At 73.1% G+C, this 15,318-nt stretch carries 17 protein-coding genes and 2 pseudogenes; 8 read left to right on the top strand and 11 right to left on the bottom strand.

Annotated features, from left to right (window positions below; translation table 11 throughout):
* Nucleotides 1-96: 96 nt before the first annotated feature.
* Nucleotides 97-873, bottom strand: a complete 777-nt coding sequence (locus tag HUT10_RS22615) for an NAD(P)H-dependent oxidoreductase (RefSeq protein ID WP_176173063.1) — start codon at nucleotides 871-873, stop codon at nucleotides 97-99.
* A gap of 71 nt (nucleotides 874-944) precedes the next feature.
* On the opposite strand from HUT10_RS22615, the gene HUT10_RS22610 reads away from it, so the two are divergent.
* Together HUT10_RS22610 and HUT10_RS22605 are read left to right on the top strand one after the other, a co-directional pair.
* The gene (locus HUT10_RS22610; protein WP_254896983.1) at nucleotides 945-1,943 is read left to right on the top strand and encodes a GlxA family transcriptional regulator; all 999 of its coding nucleotides are present in this window, start codon (nucleotides 945-947) and stop codon (nucleotides 1,941-1,943) included.
* 22 nt (nucleotides 1,944-1,965) lie between these two features.
* Entirely contained in the window at nucleotides 1,966-2,850 is an 885-nt protein-coding gene (locus HUT10_RS22605) for a transglutaminase-like domain-containing protein (RefSeq protein WP_176173061.1), read from the top strand.
* Here the strand turns inward: HUT10_RS22605 and HUT10_RS22600 are convergent.
* Nucleotides 2,807-3,709, bottom strand: coding sequence for a LysR family transcriptional regulator (locus HUT10_RS22600; RefSeq protein ID WP_176173060.1), 903 nt, complete (start codon nucleotides 3,707-3,709; stop codon nucleotides 2,807-2,809). The two genes, HUT10_RS22605 and HUT10_RS22600, sit on opposite strands and share 44 nt — an antisense overlap.
* Before the next feature lie 97 nt (nucleotides 3,710-3,806).
* Between HUT10_RS22600 and HUT10_RS22595 the strand changes: the two genes are divergently transcribed.
* On the top strand, nucleotides 3,807-4,136 hold the full coding sequence (locus HUT10_RS22595; RefSeq protein WP_254897542.1) for a hypothetical protein: 330 nt from the start codon (nucleotides 3,807-3,809) through the stop codon (nucleotides 4,134-4,136).
* Here HUT10_RS22595 and HUT10_RS51170 read toward each other — a convergent pair.
* The 4 genes and pseudogenes from HUT10_RS51170 to HUT10_RS22575 form a co-directional block, all read right to left on the bottom strand.
* Nucleotides 4,130-4,518: pseudogene (locus HUT10_RS51170) on the bottom strand (leucine zipper domain-containing protein); the annotation flags it as partial. The gene HUT10_RS22595 and the pseudogene HUT10_RS51170 sit on opposite strands and share 7 nt — an antisense overlap.
* Nucleotides 4,519-4,752: 234 nt before the next feature.
* Complete coding sequence (locus HUT10_RS22585) at nucleotides 4,753-5,325, bottom strand: TetR/AcrR family transcriptional regulator (RefSeq protein ID WP_254896982.1); 573 nt, start codon at nucleotides 5,323-5,325, stop codon at nucleotides 4,753-4,755.
* Nucleotides 5,326-5,349: 24 nt separating this feature from the next.
* A complete protein-coding gene (locus tag HUT10_RS22580) occupies nucleotides 5,350-6,168 on the bottom strand; it encodes a class I SAM-dependent methyltransferase (RefSeq protein ID WP_176173059.1) in 819 nt (272 codons plus the stop codon).
* Nucleotides 6,169-6,252: 84 nt separating this feature from the next.
* Entirely contained in the window at nucleotides 6,253-7,122 is an 870-nt protein-coding gene (locus HUT10_RS22575) for a sigma-70 family RNA polymerase sigma factor (RefSeq protein ID WP_176173058.1), read from the bottom strand.
* Between the two features lie 65 nt (nucleotides 7,123-7,187).
* On the opposite strand from HUT10_RS22575, the gene HUT10_RS22570 reads away from it, so the two are divergent.
* A complete protein-coding gene (locus HUT10_RS22570; RefSeq protein ID WP_176173057.1) occupies nucleotides 7,188-8,321 on the top strand; it encodes an alkene reductase in 1,134 nt (377 codons plus the stop codon).
* On the opposite strand, the pseudogene HUT10_RS22565 reads toward HUT10_RS22570, so the two are convergent.
* The 3 genes and pseudogenes from HUT10_RS22565 to HUT10_RS22555 all read right to left on the bottom strand — a co-directional run bounded on the left by HUT10_RS22565 (nucleotide 8,227) and on the right by HUT10_RS22555 (nucleotide 9,829).
* Nucleotides 8,227-9,106: pseudogene (locus tag HUT10_RS22565) on the bottom strand (IS5 family transposase). The gene HUT10_RS22570 and the pseudogene HUT10_RS22565 overlap by 95 nt on opposite strands.
* Nucleotides 9,107-9,156: 50 nt before the next feature.
* A complete protein-coding gene (locus HUT10_RS22560; RefSeq protein WP_176173056.1) occupies nucleotides 9,157-9,492 on the bottom strand; it encodes a VOC family protein in 336 nt (111 codons plus the stop codon).
* Nucleotides 9,493-9,502: 10 nt separating this feature from the next.
* Entirely contained in the window at nucleotides 9,503-9,829 is a 327-nt protein-coding gene (locus HUT10_RS22555) for a DUF6223 family protein (protein WP_176173055.1), read from the bottom strand.
* A 193-nt stretch (nucleotides 9,830-10,022) separates the two neighbouring features.
* Here HUT10_RS22555 and HUT10_RS22550 point away from each other — a divergent pair, with 193 nt between their 5' ends.
* On the top strand, nucleotides 10,023-11,123 hold the full coding sequence (locus tag HUT10_RS22550) for a histidine kinase (RefSeq protein WP_176173054.1): 1,101 nt from the start codon (nucleotides 10,023-10,025) through the stop codon (nucleotides 11,121-11,123).
* Entirely contained in the window at nucleotides 11,120-11,770 is a 651-nt protein-coding gene (locus HUT10_RS22545) for a response regulator transcription factor (RefSeq protein WP_176173053.1), read from the top strand. Before HUT10_RS22550 ends, HUT10_RS22545 begins: the two co-directional genes overlap by 4 nt.
* Before the next feature lie 7 nt (nucleotides 11,771-11,777).
* Here the strand turns inward: HUT10_RS22545 and HUT10_RS22540 are convergent, their stop codons facing one another.
* Nucleotides 11,778-12,359, bottom strand: a complete 582-nt coding sequence (locus tag HUT10_RS22540; RefSeq protein ID WP_176173052.1) for a TetR/AcrR family transcriptional regulator — start codon at nucleotides 12,357-12,359, stop codon at nucleotides 11,778-11,780.
* Nucleotides 12,360-12,437: 78 nt separating this feature from the next.
* Here HUT10_RS22540 and HUT10_RS51165 point away from each other — a divergent pair, with 78 nt between their 5' ends.
* The gene (locus HUT10_RS51165; protein WP_176173051.1) at nucleotides 12,438-13,670 is read left to right on the top strand and encodes a YbfB/YjiJ family MFS transporter; all 1,233 of its coding nucleotides are present in this window, start codon (nucleotides 12,438-12,440) and stop codon (nucleotides 13,668-13,670) included.
* Nucleotides 13,576-14,244, top strand: coding sequence for an alpha/beta fold hydrolase (locus HUT10_RS50110; protein WP_254897483.1), 669 nt, complete (start codon nucleotides 13,576-13,578; stop codon nucleotides 14,242-14,244). Before HUT10_RS51165 ends, HUT10_RS50110 begins: the two co-directional genes overlap by 95 nt.
* Here HUT10_RS50110 and HUT10_RS22530 read toward each other — a convergent pair.
* Nucleotides 14,217-15,242, bottom strand: coding sequence for a C40 family peptidase (locus tag HUT10_RS22530; protein WP_176173050.1), 1,026 nt, complete (start codon nucleotides 15,240-15,242; stop codon nucleotides 14,217-14,219). The two genes, HUT10_RS50110 and HUT10_RS22530, sit on opposite strands and share 28 nt — an antisense overlap.
* Nucleotides 15,243-15,318: the final 76 nt, after the last annotated feature.

Genomic DNA, 15,318 nt, shown 5'->3' with positions numbered 1-15,318 from the left:
TGCTCACCTCGGCCAGGTGAGGTGTGTGCCTGCGCGGGCAGCCGGTGCCTCACCCCGCCCACGGGAGGCGGGCGCTTGCGCCGGGCGGGCGCGGCCTCACTCTGGCCGCGCGAGGTGAGCACCCAGGCCCGTGACCCCCGGCGCGCGGTCGGGGCGCAGGACGAGGTCCTCGTCGTAGTCGCCGCCGTTCTGCGTGCGGAACGGGATGGGCTCGGCGGTTTCCAGCGTCCGCAGCCGCTCGCGAAGTCGTTCTCGCGCGGCGGCGAACTCGGCGTCCGGCACGCGATCCGCCCCGTGGACCGCGACCGGGGGCAGCACCGACATCCCGGCGTAGAAGAGCGTTCCGTGCTGGAGCGGGAAGAGGACCTCGTCCAGTGCGCCGTTCACCCCGCGCGGCCCCATGGCCGGCTCGCGGGCACCCGCGGTGAGCACCACGACCGCGCGCTTACCCGCGAGCCGGCCTTCGCCGTAGCGAAGCGTTCGGCCGTCCTCGGCGCGGACGCCGTACCCGAAGCCCTTCACGAAAACGCGGTCGAACCAGCCCTTCAGGATGGCCGGCAGGCCGTACCACCACAGCGGGAACTGCACGACGACCGTGTCCGCCCAGAGCAGTTTTTCCTGCTCGGCCACGATGTCCGCGCTCAGCTCGCCGCGCGCGTGCGCCCGCGCCGACGTCGCCCCGACGACCAGCCGCCCGGCCCCGGCTTCGGCTCCGAAGTCGGCGGCGTCGACCACCGGGTTCCACTTCATGGCGTACAGGTCCGATTCCCGGACGTCGTGACCGAGCGCCCGCAGCGTCTGGAGCCCGTCGTCACGGAGGGCCCCGCTCAGCGAACGCGGCTCGGGATGCGCGAAAACCCACAACACGTTCATATCCCGATGATCACGCGGCCACCCGGCCCGATTCGAGTGGCCCGATGGCCAACATGTGTAAGAATCGAGCCATGGCCGCATTCGTGCACCCGAACCGTCACCACGTCGCCGTCCTGGTCCGCCACGGCATGCTGGTGATCGAGCTGGGCATCGTCCACCGCCTGTTCGGCCAAGCCCGCTCGGCGGCCGGCGAACCGCTGTACGAGGTGGTGACCTGCACCCTCGAACCCGGCCCGGTCCGCACGGACACGGACGTCACCATCCCGGTCGAGCGCGGCCCCGAGGTGCTCGCCGAGGCCGACACGGTGATCGTCCCGGCGTCCCGGGTCGAGTACGAGCCGTTGGCCCGGGTGCTGACCCCGCCGCTCAAGGCCGCCCTCGATCGCATCCGGCCGGACGCCCGCATCGCGTCCATCTGCACCGGGGCGTTCGTACTCGCCGCGGCCGGCCTGCTCGACGGCCGCCGCGCCACCACCCACTGGCGCTCGGCGCAGGACCTGCGGGACCGGTTCCCCGAGGTCGAGGTCGACCCGTGCGTGCTCTACACCGACGACGGCGACGTCCTGACCTCGGCGGGCGTCGCGGCCGGCATCGACCTGGTGCTGCACATGATCCGCCGCGACCACGGCGCGGCGGTGGCCAACGAGGTCGCCCGCGGCACGGTGGTGTCCCCGCACCGCGAAGGCGGGCAGGCCCAGTTCGTCCGCCGGCCGGTCCCGGAGCCCCGCACGTCCTCGACCAAGGAGGCCCGGGCCTGGGCCCTGGAGAACCTGCACCGGCCGCTGACCCTGCGCGAGCTCGCCGCCCGCGAGGCGATGAGCACGCGCACGTTCACCCGCCGCTTCCGCGAGGAGGTCGGCATCTCGGCCCTGCAGTGGCTGACGCAGCAACGGGTCGAGCGCGCCCGCCAGCTCCTCGAGGAGTCGGACCTCCCGGTCGACCGCGTCGCCACGGAAGCCGGCTTCGGCACGGCGGCTTCGCTGCGCCAGCACTTCCAGGCGGCCCTCGGGGTGTCACCGAGCGCGTACCGCTCGACGTTCCGCGGCGAACTGGCTGTTCAATCCGCCTGAAATCCGGATAGCTTCACAGGCTATGGACGACTTCTACGTCAGCCACAGCCGTTTCTCCGACCCGGGCCCGCACGCGGACTGGCTCGACGCCACCCCGGCCGACGTGGCCGCGCTGCGCGAAGCGGCAACCCAGCTGGTGTTCCACTACTGGGGTTCCGGCCCCATCACCGAACACGGGTTCCCGGCGGCCCGCAACGACGAGATCACCCTGCGGTACGCCGCGGACATGTGGGCCCGCCTGCGCGAGCTCGACCCGGCACCGCCCGGCGCGCCGCGGCCGCCGCTGCACCGGATCGTCGGCTGCTGCCGCGACTTCACGCTCCTGTTCGTCTCGATGGCGCGCCACCACGGCATTCCGGCCCGCGCCCGTGTCGGGGTCGCCAGCTACCTGATGCCCGGCTGGTACCTCGACCACGTCGTCGCCGAGGTCCGCACCGCCGACGGCTGGCGCCTGGTCGAAGCCCAGCTGCCACCCGGCTTCCGCGACCCGGTGGACGACGTCGAGTTCGACCTCCTCGACGTCCCCCGCGATCGCTTCCGCACCGGCGCCGAGGCGTGGACCGCGGTCCGCGCGGGCGAGCTCGACCCGGCCCTGCTGGTCGTCAACCCGGACCTCGACGTGCCGTTCCTGCGCGGGATCCCGTACGCGTGGCAGAACATCGTGCGCGACCTCGCCGCGCTCAACAAGCACGAGATGCTCCAGTGGGACATCTGGGGCGCGCTCGACGACAGCGTCGAACTCGCCCCGGCCACCCTCGCCCGCGCCGACGAGCTCGCCGAGCTGATGACCGGCGCGGACGTCGACCAGCTGCGGACGGCGTTCCAGGCCGACGACGTCCGGGTGCCGCCGGTCATCCACACGGTCACCCCGCCGGAACAGCTCCCGGTCGAGGTAGTGCTTCGCTGACCTCGACGGCCGTGCGCACGAACCGCGCGATCCGCACGTCCCGCGCCCCGGCCGGCCACGCAACGGCCAGCGAGTACGGCGTCGCGTCGACGACCGGCCGGTAGACGACGTCGTCCCGCGACCGCAGCTCGGCGACCGACGCGGGCAGCAGTGCGATGGCCTGTCCGAGCGCGACGGTTTCCAGCAGCTGGGCGCTGTCGTGCACGATCGGCCCCGGCGTCACCGGCCCGCCGGTCACGTCCTGCCCGGACCAGTAGGCCCGGTCCGCGGTCGAGGACAGCGGCCAGCACGGCGTCGGCTGCCCGGCGAAGTCGGCACAGGTCAGCACGGCCCGGCCGGCGAGCTCGTGGTCCGACGGCAGCGCGGCCACCCGCGGTTCGCTGAACAGCACCTCGACGTCGAGCCCGTGGTGGGTGCCGCCCTGGCAGCCGAGCACGGCCACGTCGGCCCGCCCGTCCCGCAGCATCTCGGTCTGTTCGCCGAACCCGCTGACCCGCACGTCGACCGGATCCGGGTGCGCGTCGGCGATCCGCCGCAGCAGATCGGTGGCGACCCCCGGCTTCGCGGTGACGACGAGCGCCGGCGTCCGCTGCGCCGCCCGCCGCGTGCGCCGGACCGCCGCGGTGACGGCGTCCAGCGCCTTCGCCGACTCGGCGAAGAGGACGGCCCCGGCCGGCGTCAGCGAGACGTGCCGGCTGGTGCGTTCGAACAGCTGCACCCCGAGCCGCCGCTCCAGCAGCCGGATCGCGCGGGACAACGGTGGTTGCGCCATCCCCAGCCGCTCGGCGGCACGGGAGAAGTTCAGCTCTTCGGCGACCGCGCGGAAGTACCGCAGCTCACGGACCTCGACATCGTCCATACCGGGAGAGTATCGCGGCAGAGTCCACAGGTCTTTCCCTTTCTGATTCGCGCATGGTGGGGTTGGTGTCGATAACTCCACAAAGGACGGACAACGCATGACGGATGCACAGCGCAACAAGGAAGTGGTCCTGGACTTCCTCCGGCTGGCCTTCACCGAGAAGCGCCCGGCCGACGCCTTCGCCGAGCACGTCGGTGAAAGCTACATCCAGCACAACCCGCACGCCCCGGCGAGCGCGGCGGCCTCGGCTCGCTACCTGGCCGGGTTCGTGGCCCGTCGAGCACTGGGACGTGGTGCAGGAGGTTCCGGAGTCGACGGCGAGCGGCAACCCGATGATCTAGGTGTGATGTCCAGGGAGGTTGGTCGGGCGGGTGATGGGCGGTTTGCCGCCGGTGCCGGTAGGGCCGGGTCCGTTTCGGGTTCGTAGCGGCGCAAGGGTTCGCCGGTGACCCGGTCGAGGCGGGTGATCCGGTTGATCCGGCACCGCACCAGCACCGCGTGCACGGTCGAGGCGGGCGGGCCGAGCCGGCCGGCGATCTGGACGGGACCCAGCCGCTGCCGCCACCGCAACCGCGCAACAGCCCGCACCAGCTGCCCGGGTGTGCGGGTCGGGCTGTGGTGGGGCCGGCTGCTGCGATCGGCCATCCCGGCCGCGCACTCGACCCGGTAGCGCTGCGCCCACTTTGCGGCGGTCTTGGGTGCGACCATGACCATTCTCGCTGCTGGGGAGTGCGGCCAGCCCTGTTCGACGATCAGGCGACCAGTCGTAGCCGGGTGCGTGGGGGCAGCGTGGCGTTGGGGTAGGACACGAAGGCCTCCGGTTGGTGAAACGGTTCCTAGGCAGCTCCACTTCACAAGCGGAGGCCGTCACGGGTCACCTCAACTCGGGACAACGTCCCTGAACATCACATCCAGGCGGGGCGCCCCGTTCGGCCGCGACCCGCGGCCCGGGCGGCCGGTGTCCCGGCTCCCGGGACATCGCCGTCAGGTCCCGGTGGCCGGCGGTTCCGGGTCGGCCGGGGCGATGCCGTGCAGTGCGGCGCTCACCACCGCGTCCACCGGGGTGGGTCGAGGGGCGCGGTGTGCGGGAAGACCGCCGTCAGCACCGAGGCGTGGCAGTAGCCGACCAGCATGGCGGCCGTGGCGTCCACTTCGGACTCGACGCGCAGGCGACCCAGCGCTCGTTCCGCCTCGAGGTACGCCACCAGCCTGTCGCGCCAGTAGCCGGACCGCTCGCTGATCTCCGCGAACCGCTCCAGCACCCTCGGCTGCGCGACCAGGCCGCTGAAGGCCGGTACCAGCACCTTGTGCAGCGCCAGGCCGAACTCCAGGTGGCGGCGGAGGTTTCCGGTCAGGGTGCCTTCGCCGGCCACCGGCAGCTCGCCCAGCTCCGCCTCCGTCGCGCGCACGTGCTCCAGCAAGGCCCGGGCCACCAGCTCCTCCTTGTCGGAGAAGTGGTTGTAGAGCACGCCGTCGGCGACGCCCGCCATGCGCGCGATCTCGCGCACGGTCATCCCGGTCGTCCCGTGGGTGGCGATCATCTTCCGCGCGGTCTCGAGCAGCAGGTCGTGCAGTGACTGCCCGTCCCGCTGGGCGGCGGCTTTCCTCGGTGACATCACCGCCATCGTACGGGCGCCGCGCTACGGCCTCCTTCCCGTGACCAGCCACGCCGTGCCGCGCAGCCGGACGGCGTCGGGACCCGCGAACCGCTCGAGCGCCACGGCGAGTGCCTCGGTCGCCTTGGCCGCCCGCGCGCTGTCGACCAGGCCCAGGTGGTGGCGGACCGGCCCCCACTCCGCGATGAACCGCGCCGCGTCGGGGACGTCCCGGCCCCAGACCTGGTCGGCCTCGACGCGGGTGCACACCACGTCCTCGAAGCCGGCTTCGGCCAGCACCGCCCGGGTCCGGTCCGGGTCCGCGAACGACGTCGGCCCGCTGCCGTCCGGCCCGGTCGGCTGCGGCAGGTAGGCCGCCATCGCGCCGAACACCCGGCCGAGGTCGGTCCCGGAAAGGGCGGTCATGCACAGGAACGCGAGCCGCCCGCCGGGGGCCAGCGCCCGCCGGACGTTGCCGAACGCCGCCACCGGGTCGGCGAAGAACATCACCCCGAACCGGCTGAGCGCCAGGTCGAACCCGCCATCGGCGAACGGGTGGACCTGGACGTCACCCTGCTCGAACGTCACGTTCGGCACCGAGGCCGCTCGCTCCCACGCGGTCGCGAGCATCGGCTCGGACAGGTCGACGCCGATCGCCGACCGGGCGCGAGCCGCGGCGAGCCGCGTCAGCTGGCCGTTGCCGCACCCGATGTCGAGCACGCGGTCACCCGCACCCACCCGATCGAGCAGATAGCCGTTGAAGCCGCTGTTCACGGCGTCGTAGCGATCCGCGTGCGCCGCCCAGTGCGCACCCTCGTAGCCGTTCCACGCCTCGGCCTGTGCGGTGTTGACGATCTCTGTCATTCCCAGCCCTCTCGTTGTGAACACACGTTCATGAACACGTGTTCATCGTGTCCCCGCCGCCCCGAACTGTCAAGGCTGCATCGATCACTTGTTCGAGTGATTGGCGCTGAGGGGCGTGACGTGCAGCGCGGCCAGGCGGGCGGGCTCGGCGATCACCTCGTACGCCGCCACCCGCTCGCCCTCGACCGTCACGGCCAGCGCGAGCACGAGCCGTCCGCGCGGCGCCACGACGACGCCGACCCTGCCGTCGACCAGCGCCGCTTCGGCGAACCGGGCCCGCTTGCCGAACACCTGGGTCCCCTCGGCCACCGCGCGGGCGCCGCGCACCTCGAGCGGCGCGCCCACCGGCAGCGCGGCCGCGTCGGCGCGGCGGACGACGTCCGGGGCCAGCACGTCGAGCAGTTCGGCGAGGTCGCCGCCGCGGGCCGCGGCCAGGAACGCGTCGACCACCCGGCGGTGCCGGGCCAGGTCGGCCGGCGGCACCGGCGAAGTACCGCGGACCCGCTGCCGCGCCCGGCTGGCCAGCTTCTTCGCCGCCACCGGCGTGCGGTCCAGCACCGGGGCGATCCGGTCGAACGGCACCGCGAACAGGTCGTGCAGCACGAACGCGATCCGCTCGGCCGGGCCGAGCGCGTCGAGCACGACGAGCAGCGCGCGGCCCACCGAGTCGGCGAGCGCGGCCTCCTCCGCCGGATCGGCCGCGGCGACCGGCTCCGGGAACACCTCGAACGGCTCCTCGCGACGGGTTTTCCGCGCACGCAGGACGTCGAGGCAGACGCGCGAGACGACCGTCGTCAGCCAGGCCGCCAGGTTGTCCACCGACTCCACCCGGTTCAGTCGCAGCCAGGCTTCCTGCACGGCGTCGTCCGCTTCGGCCGCCGAGCCGAGCAGCCGGTACGCGACCCCGCGCAACCGGCCGCGTTCCGCTTCGAACTCCGCCGCCAGGTCGTCCATCGGTCACCTTTCGCTCGCCGCCACCGTCGCCTCCTCGACGCATCCCCACGACCGGAGGTGACCGGATGAGCTTGCTGACCCCTGCCGACCTGGACGGCTGGCACCTGCCGAACCGGGTCGTCGTGGCCCCGACGACCCGGGCGCGCGTGCCCGGCGGAGTGCCCGGCGACCTGCAGGCCGCCTACTACGCGCAGCGCGCGGGCGCCGGGCTCGTCGTCGCCGAAGGCACCTGGGTGAGCGAGCAAGCTGTCGGCTTCTCGGACGTTCCGGGGTTGTACACCGAAGCCCAGGTCGACGGCTGGCGGCAAGTCACGGACGTCGTGCACGCGCTCGGCGGCCGGATCGTGGCGCAGCTGTGGCACACCGGCGCGGTTTCGCACCCGCACTTCCTCGGCGCCCGGCCGGCGGGGCCGTCGGCGGTGAACCCGGACGAGCCGGTGTACCCGCCCTCCGGGCGGTGCCGCACGGGCACCCCGCGCGCGCTCGGGCCTGCCGAAATCCGGGCGACGGTCGCGGACTACGGGAAGGCGGCGGAGAACGCCCGCCGCGCCGGCTTCGACGGCGTCGAGATCGCGGCCAACGGCGTGTACCTGCTCGCCCAGTTCCTGCACCCGCGGCTCAACCACCGCACCGACGCCTACGGCGGCTCGACGGCCAACCGGCGGCGGCTGCTCACCGAGGTCGTCGCCGCGGCCGCCGCCCACGGCCGTGTCGGCGTCCGGCTCAGCCCGTGGTGGACCGGCGGACTGTTCACTGTGGACGATGCACTCCGCGCCGAGTACGACGAACTCGTCGCCGGCCTCGCCGCGGACTACCTGCACCTGCGGGGGCCCGACAGCGGACCGGACTTCGCGGCTTTCGCTCGCTATCGGGATCTGTTCGACGGCCTCCTCATCGTGAACAACGGTTTCGACCGCGAGACGGGTGACGCGGTGATCGAAGCGGGCATCGCGGATGCCGTGTCGTACGCGCGGCACTTCATCGCGAACCCGGATCTGGTGACGCGGTTCGCGCTCGGCCTGCCGACCGCGGAAGCCGACCCCGCGGCGTTCTACGGCGGCGGGGCGGCCGGTTACCTGGAGCCGGCGGTGCTAGGGCCTGTCCTCAAAGCCAGAGGAGCAGTGTGGCCAGGTCGATCATGCTCCGGTAGGAGGTGGCGGTCTTGTCGAAGCGGGTGGCGATGGCGCGGAATTGCTTGAGTCGGTTGAAGCAGCGTTCGACGATGTTGCGGCGCCGGTAGGCAGTGCGGTCGAAGGCCGGTGGACGACCACCCGCCCGACCCCGTCGCCGCCGGTTGGCCTGCTGGTCACGGCGTTCGGGAATGGTCGCCGGGATGCGCCGCCGACGCAGATATGAGCGGATGGCTCGGCTGGAGTAGCCCTTGTCGGCCAGGACCCGGCTCGGCCGGGTCGCCGGCCGGCCAGGACCTGGCCGGCGGAACTCGATGCCCGCCATGACCTGGATGAACTGGGTGCAGTCGTTGACGTTGCCGCCGGTCAGCACGATCGACAGCGGTCGGCCGTGGCCGTCGCAGGCGAGATGAATCTTGGTCGTGGGTCCACCCCGGGACCGGCCGATGGCATGATCACCTGGCTCGTTATGCCCGCCGCAGGATCCGCTCGCCCCCTGTGTGCGACGCGGTGGCACGGCGGGCGCCGGCGGCGTGCTGATGCGCGCGCACGATGCTGGAGTCGACCGACACCTCGCGGTCAAGTTCGTCGATCGCCTCGGCGATCACGCGGACCTGTGCCACCAGCGCGGACAGGGTACCGGTGCGTGACCAGCGCCAGAACCGGTTGTAGACCGTCTTCCACGGCCCATACCGCTCCGGCAGGTCACGCCATGCAACTCCAGTCTTGGCCTTGAACAACATCCCGTTGATCACCCGACGGTCATCCACCCGCGGGCGTCCCTTCGCACCCGACACCGGCAGCAACGGCTGGATCACCTGCCACTGCTCATCGGTCAGCTCATGCCTGCGCACCACAACTCAAGATCGAAGCAGATCAACCACCACCGCTTTGAGGACAGGCCCTAGTCCCGTGACCACACCGCCAGCTCGCTCCCGCCGGGCTCGCGGAAGTGGAACCGGCGGCCGCCCGGGAAGGCGAACGGCTCCTTGGTCACCACGCCGCCCGCGGCCTCCACCGACTCGCGGGCGGCGGCCAGGTCGTCCGTGCGGATCGTGACCAGCGGTGCGCGTGGCTGTTCGGCCGCATCCGCTTGGAAGCCCAGCGTGAGGCCGGCGGCCCGGACGTCGGTGTAGTCCGGGCCGTACGGTGTCACCGCCCAGCCGAACGCGCGCTCGAAGAACCGCCCGGACGCCTCGGCGGACGTGGACGGGAACTCGGCGAAGTCGATTTCGAACATGCCCGAGACGCTAGCGGCGACCACCGACAAAACCGCGTGAGCGCGCCACCGACAGCCCGCCGAGGACGAGCGCGACCGTGCCGATCACGAGGTCCACGTAACCGCCGACGATCCCGTAGCCGGTGCCCGGCCCGCCCTTCGCGGCCGCCACCACCCAGCCGCCGATGACGATCGAGGCGAGGCCACCCGCCAGTGCCACGACGGCTCCGCGGCCGCGGGCCAGTGCCAGCCCGCCCGCGACGATCCCCGCCACGCCGAGGACGACGGCGATCAAGGACCAGAGCCGTCCGGGCGTCAGGTCGTAGGAGCTGACGGCGGCGACAACGTGGACGTTCATGAGGTGCTCCTTCAGGATCCGGATCGGAAGCCGCGAGCATCGCCGCCGGACCCCGTGCCCGTCGTCGTGCGCGAGGAGGCACTTAGCGCTGCCGCGAGCGCCGCAGGAAGCGGGGGACTACCGCAGGCGCAGTAGCCAGGAACTGCTCTTCACGCGGGATTTCGCCGCGCCCCGCCCCGGTTAGGGTTCAGGGGTGAGCCGTGCGCAGGTCGTCGACGGGGTGGTCGCCGCCGGGGTGGCGGTGGCGCTGGTGGTCGCCGGGCTGTCCGGTCCGCACCGGAGCCCGGACCTCGACGTGCTCGGGTACGCGGCGCTGGCGGCCGGCGGGCTGGCACTCGCCGCGCGCCGCCGGGCGCCCGTCGCCGTGCTGGCCGCGACCGCCGTCTGCGCCCTCGCCTACCAGTTCGCCGGCTTCGAAGTGCCCGTCGTCGCTTACCTCTTCGCCGTGTACGCCGCCGTCCGGGCGGGACACCGGGTCGCCGCGATCGTCGCTTCGGTGCTGATGCTGATCGCGGTTCCGCTGGCCCTCCTGGCTTCCGGCGTGTCCGGCACCGGCGCGGCGTTCACGCAGTCGCGGGACGTCCTCCAGCTGGCGTGGCTGATCGCGGCCGGCGCGGCGGGGGAGGCGTTGCGCCAGGCCGAGTGCCGGGCCGACGAAGCCGAGCGCACCCGCGAAGAAACCGCGCGGCGGCGAGCGGACGAGGAACGGCTGCACATCGCGCGGGAGCTGCACGATTCGCTCACCCACCAGATCTCCGTCATCAAGGTGCAGGCGGAAGTTGCCGTCCACCTGGCCCGCAAGCGCGGCGAAGACGTGCCGGAAGCGCTGCTGGCGATCCGCGAAGCCGGCCGCGAGGCGACCCGCGAGCTGCGCGCGACCCTGGAGGCGTTGCGCGACGACGACAAGGACCCGCCGCGCGGGCTCGACGACGTCCCCGAGCTCGTGCGCCGCGCCCGGACCACCGGCCTCGACGCGCAGCTGACCGTCGAAGGGGAGCAGGACGCCGTGCCTGCCGCCGTCGGCCGGACCGCGTACCGGATCGTGCAGGAGTCACTGACGAACGTCGCCCGGCACGCCGCCGCGGCCACCGCGTCGGTCCGGATCGACCACCGGCCCGGCGCGCTGGTCGTCCGGGTGGACGACGACGGGACGTCCGCTGTGGACGGTGTCCCGGGCGTCGGCCTGATCGGGATGCGCGAGCGCGTCATGGCGCTGGGCGGCCGGTTCCAGGCCGGGCCCCGTCGCGAAGGCGGGTTCAGCGTGCAGGCGGAGCTCCCGGTGGACCCGGCGTGATCCGCGTCCTGCTGGCCGACGACCAGCCGCTCATCCGCAGCGGGTTCCGCGCGCTGCTCGACGTCGAAGCCGACATCGAGGTGGTCGCCGAAGCGGGTGACGGCGGCGAGGCGGTGCGGCTCGCGCTCGAACACCGGCCGGACATCGCGCTGCTCGACGTCCAGATGCCGGGTGTCGACGGCATCGAGGCGACCCGGCGCATCGCCGCGGATCCGGCGCTGACCGCGGTGCACGTCGTCATCCTGACCAACTACGGCTTCGACGAGTACGTCTTCGAGGCCCTGCGCGCGGGCGCGGCCGGGTTCCTCGTCAAGGACGTCCAGCCGGAGGACTTCCTGCACGCGGTGCGCGTCGCGGCGCGCGGGGACGCGCTGCTCGCGCCGTCGATCACGCGCAAGCTGATCGACCGGTACGTGACCCAGCCGCTGGTGCCCGGCGCGGGGCTGGCGGAGCTGACGAACCGGGAGCGCGAAGCCGTCACGCTCGTCGCGCGGGGGCTGTCGAACGAGGAGATCGCCGCACGGATGGTGATCAGCCCGCTCACCGCGAAGACGCACGTCAACCGGGCCATGGTGAAGCTGCGGGCGCGCGATCGGGCGCAGCTGGTGGTGTTCGCCTACGAGTCGGGGCTGGTGGTGCCGCGGTGAACGACCGTCAGGGACGGGCCGCGGCGAGCAGGGTCAGCGCGGCTTCGCGCGCGTGTTCCCCCGCGTGGGCGGGGTCGTGGTGGTCGGCCACGACGGTGGCGCCCTCGACGAGGATCAGCAGCTGCCGGGCGAGCCGGGCTGGGTCGGCGGCGCCGGCTTCCTCGGCGATCGCGGTGAACAGCTCGACGTAACGGCCGAGGTGGCGCGCGGTGATGCTCCGAACCGCGTCGGTGTGGTGCTGGGCGGCGGCGTTGAGCAGGGCGCAGCCGCGGAAGGCCGGTTCGCCGTACCAGCCGTGGAGGGCGTCGAACAGGGCGGTGACCCGGCCGGCGGGATCGCCGGCCTGCGCGGTGGCGTCGGTCAGCCAGCGGATGACCCGGTCGCTGCGGGCTTCGAGCACCGCCTGGACGAGCCCGTCCTTGCTGCCGAAGTGCCGGTAGAGCGTTTCTTTGGACACGCCGAGGCGGCTGCAGAGCTCGGCCACGCCGACGCCGTCGAGCCCGCGTTCGTACAGGACGTCGGTGGCTGCCTGCACGATCGCGGCGCGGGTGCGCCCGGGGTCGATGGTCGAGCCTTTGGAGACCGGCACGACACGATGGTACCGAACGGTTCGATCCGTGTGCTAGCGTCCGGATCGAACTGATCGGTTCGATCTACGGGGGAACGGATGACGGCGGCGCGGCTGGCGTTGGGGACCGCGTCCGCGCTGGGACTCGCGCGGTTCGCCTACGGGCTGCTCGTGCCGGCCATGCGGGACGACCTGCGGTGGACGTTGGCGGAAGCGGGAGTGGTCGGCGCCGCGAACGGGCTGGGTTACCTGGCCGGCGCGGCCGCGACCGCGGCCGTGGTGCGCCGCTGGGGTGCGGCCGCGGCCTTCCGCGGTGGCATGGTCGTCACGGCACTGGCGCTGGCCGGCACGGCCGCCGGTGACGTCTTCCCGGTGTTGCTGGCGGTTCGGGCGCTGGCCGGGGCGAGCGGGGCGGTGGTGTTCGTCGCGGGCGGGGTGATCGCGGCCCGGATGGACGGCGGCGCGCCCCTCACGGTGTACTTCGCGGGCACGGGACTGGGGATCGTCTTCAGCGGGGTGACCGTCCCGGCACTGGCCGGACACTGGCAGGTGGCGTGGGCGGGCCTGGGCGCGGCCGCGGCGGTGGCGACCCTGATCTCCTGGCGGGCGGCCGCAACCGGCGACGAGCGGACGGCACCCGCGGCCGGCCGGGCTCGGATCCGTCCACTGTGGCGGGTTGCCGTGGCGTACTTCCTCTTCGCGACCGGTTACATCACCTACGTCACCTTCCTGTCGGTGTACCTGGCCGACCGGCACGCCCCGGTCGGCCAGGTGGTGCTGACCTGGACGGTGCTGGGCGCCGCGGTCGTGGCGGCCCCGGCCGTGTGGAGCGGTCCGATCACGCGCCGGCCCGGTACCCGCGTACTGGCCGTCGTGCTCGGCGTGCTGGCCGGCGGCGCGGCGATGGCGCTGCTGTCGCCGTCACCGGCGGTGCTGATGGCCTCCGTCGTCGCCTACGGCGTGACCTTCATGGCGGTCCCCGCGGCCGTCACCGCGCACATCCGGGCGGCCGTGACGCCCGCGGACTGGACCGCGACCCTGGCCGCGTTCACCGCCCTCTTCGCCGTCGGGCAGACCGTGGGCCCGTGGCTCGCGGGCGTCCTCGCCGACCACACCTCGGCCGCCGCGCCGTTGGCCTGGACCGCCGTCCTGTGTGGAGCGGCGGCCCTGGTGACCCTGACCCGCAACGACAACCCCAAGGAGCACGACCATGACCACCTTCGTCCTCGTCCCCGGGATGTGCCACGGCGGCTGGTGTTTCGCCGAACTGACCGGGCAGCTCCGGGAGCGCGGGCACCTCGTCCACCCGGTGACGCCGACCGGGGTCGGTGAGCGCAGCCACCTCCTGCCCGGCGGGGTCAACCTCGACACGCACATCGAGGACGTGACCGCGCTGTTGACGGCCGAAGACGTCCACGACGCCGTGCTGGTCGGGCACAGCTACGGCGGCATGGTGATCACCGGGGCCGCCGACCGCCTGCCGGAGCGGGTGGACAGCCTGGTCTACCTCGACGCCGTGGTGCCCGCGGACGGTGACTCCTGCTGGGCGCTGGTCTCCGACGCGGAACGGCGGTGGTACCTCGACGTCGTCGACACCGGCTACGCCGTGCGCCCGCTGCCGTTCTTCGATCCCCGTGCCACGCCGCACCCGCTCGCTTCCCTGCTCCAGCCGCTGCGCCTGTCCGGGGACACCGGCCGGTTCCGGCGCCGGGACTACGTCTACGCCGCCGGGTGGGACGGCGCATCGCCGTTCACCCCCGTCTACGAGCGCCTGCGTGCGGATCCCGCGTGGACCACCCACGCCCTCGACGGCGGGCACAACCTCATGCGGGACGCGCCTGGCGAGCTGCTGGAGATCCTGCTCGACGTCGCCGAAGATCAGGCCGGGCGGCCCGCGCCCGCGTAGTCGTCGCCCTTCGAGTGGTACGTGTGGATCTGGATGGCCTGGCCCTCGGTCGGCGCGTTGATCATCAGGCCGTTGCCGAGGTAGAGGCCGACGTGGTGGATGCGGGTCGCCGGGTTGCCGTAGAACACCAGGTCGCCCAGGCGCGGCTCCTGCGTGGCCGGCACCGGCGGGAGCGCGCGGAACTGGCTGTCCGCCGTCCGCGGCAGGGCCACGCCCGCGCTGTCGTAGGACGCCTTCGTCAGGCCGGAGCAGTCGAAGCCGGCCGCGCCCGCGTCGGGGCCGTTGCCGCCCCAGACGTAGGGGAGGCCCAGCTGGCCCAGCGCGAACCGGGTCGCGTGGACACGCGGGGAGCTCGCCGACGCCGGGTCGAGGGACAGCGTCGCGTACAGCTGCGCCATGCCGAGGACGCGCTGGCGGAACAGTTCGGTGTCACTGCCCGGGTGGTAGGCCGCGATCGCCTTCCACCAGCCGGGGCCTGCCCCGAGGTCGGTGCCGCCGGCGCAGAGGGCGCGCCCGGCCGCGGCCGCGTCGGAACCGTACTTCTTGACCTGCGCCGGCGAGAGGCCCAGCGGGGTGCCCTCACCCCGGCCGTGGTTCGACGCCGCCGAGCCGACGCCCGCCAGGGTGACCCAGGAAAGGTGGCACGACGGGTCTTCGTTCCGCAGCGTCAGCTCGCCGTTCGCGTAGCCGACCAGCGCGTCCGCGGGGATGTCGAGCGGCCCGGCCAGCTGCTCGGCCCACTGCCGAAGGGGGCTCTTGCCGCCCTGGCCGGACGCGCCCTGGCCCGGCTCCTGCGCCTTCACCGGTGCGCTCACTTCGAGGACCGACGGGCCCGGCACCGCGTCGCGCACCACCGGCGGGGGAGCCGGGGCGGCCGCGGGTTCCGGCGAGCGGTCGGCCAGCAGCCAGCCCGCCGTGACGAGCCCGGCGACGAGCGGCAGCGCCACCAGGCCGCGCAACGCCGCGCCGCGGGCCCACGAAGTCTGCTTCGTCGTCACGGGTTCCAACTTAGAAGAGCACACCTCTTACTGAACGAGCGAGTAGCTTGCACGTTAGGGGGACTCTCATATTGTG

Origin of the sequence: Amycolatopsis sp. Hca4, assembly GCF_013364075.1 — a bacterium.
Classification (GTDB): domain Bacteria; phylum Actinomycetota; class Actinomycetes; order Mycobacteriales; family Pseudonocardiaceae; genus Amycolatopsis.
Note: the sequence above shows the minus strand (reverse complement) of the source record. Positions and strands in the feature narration are given on the sequence as shown.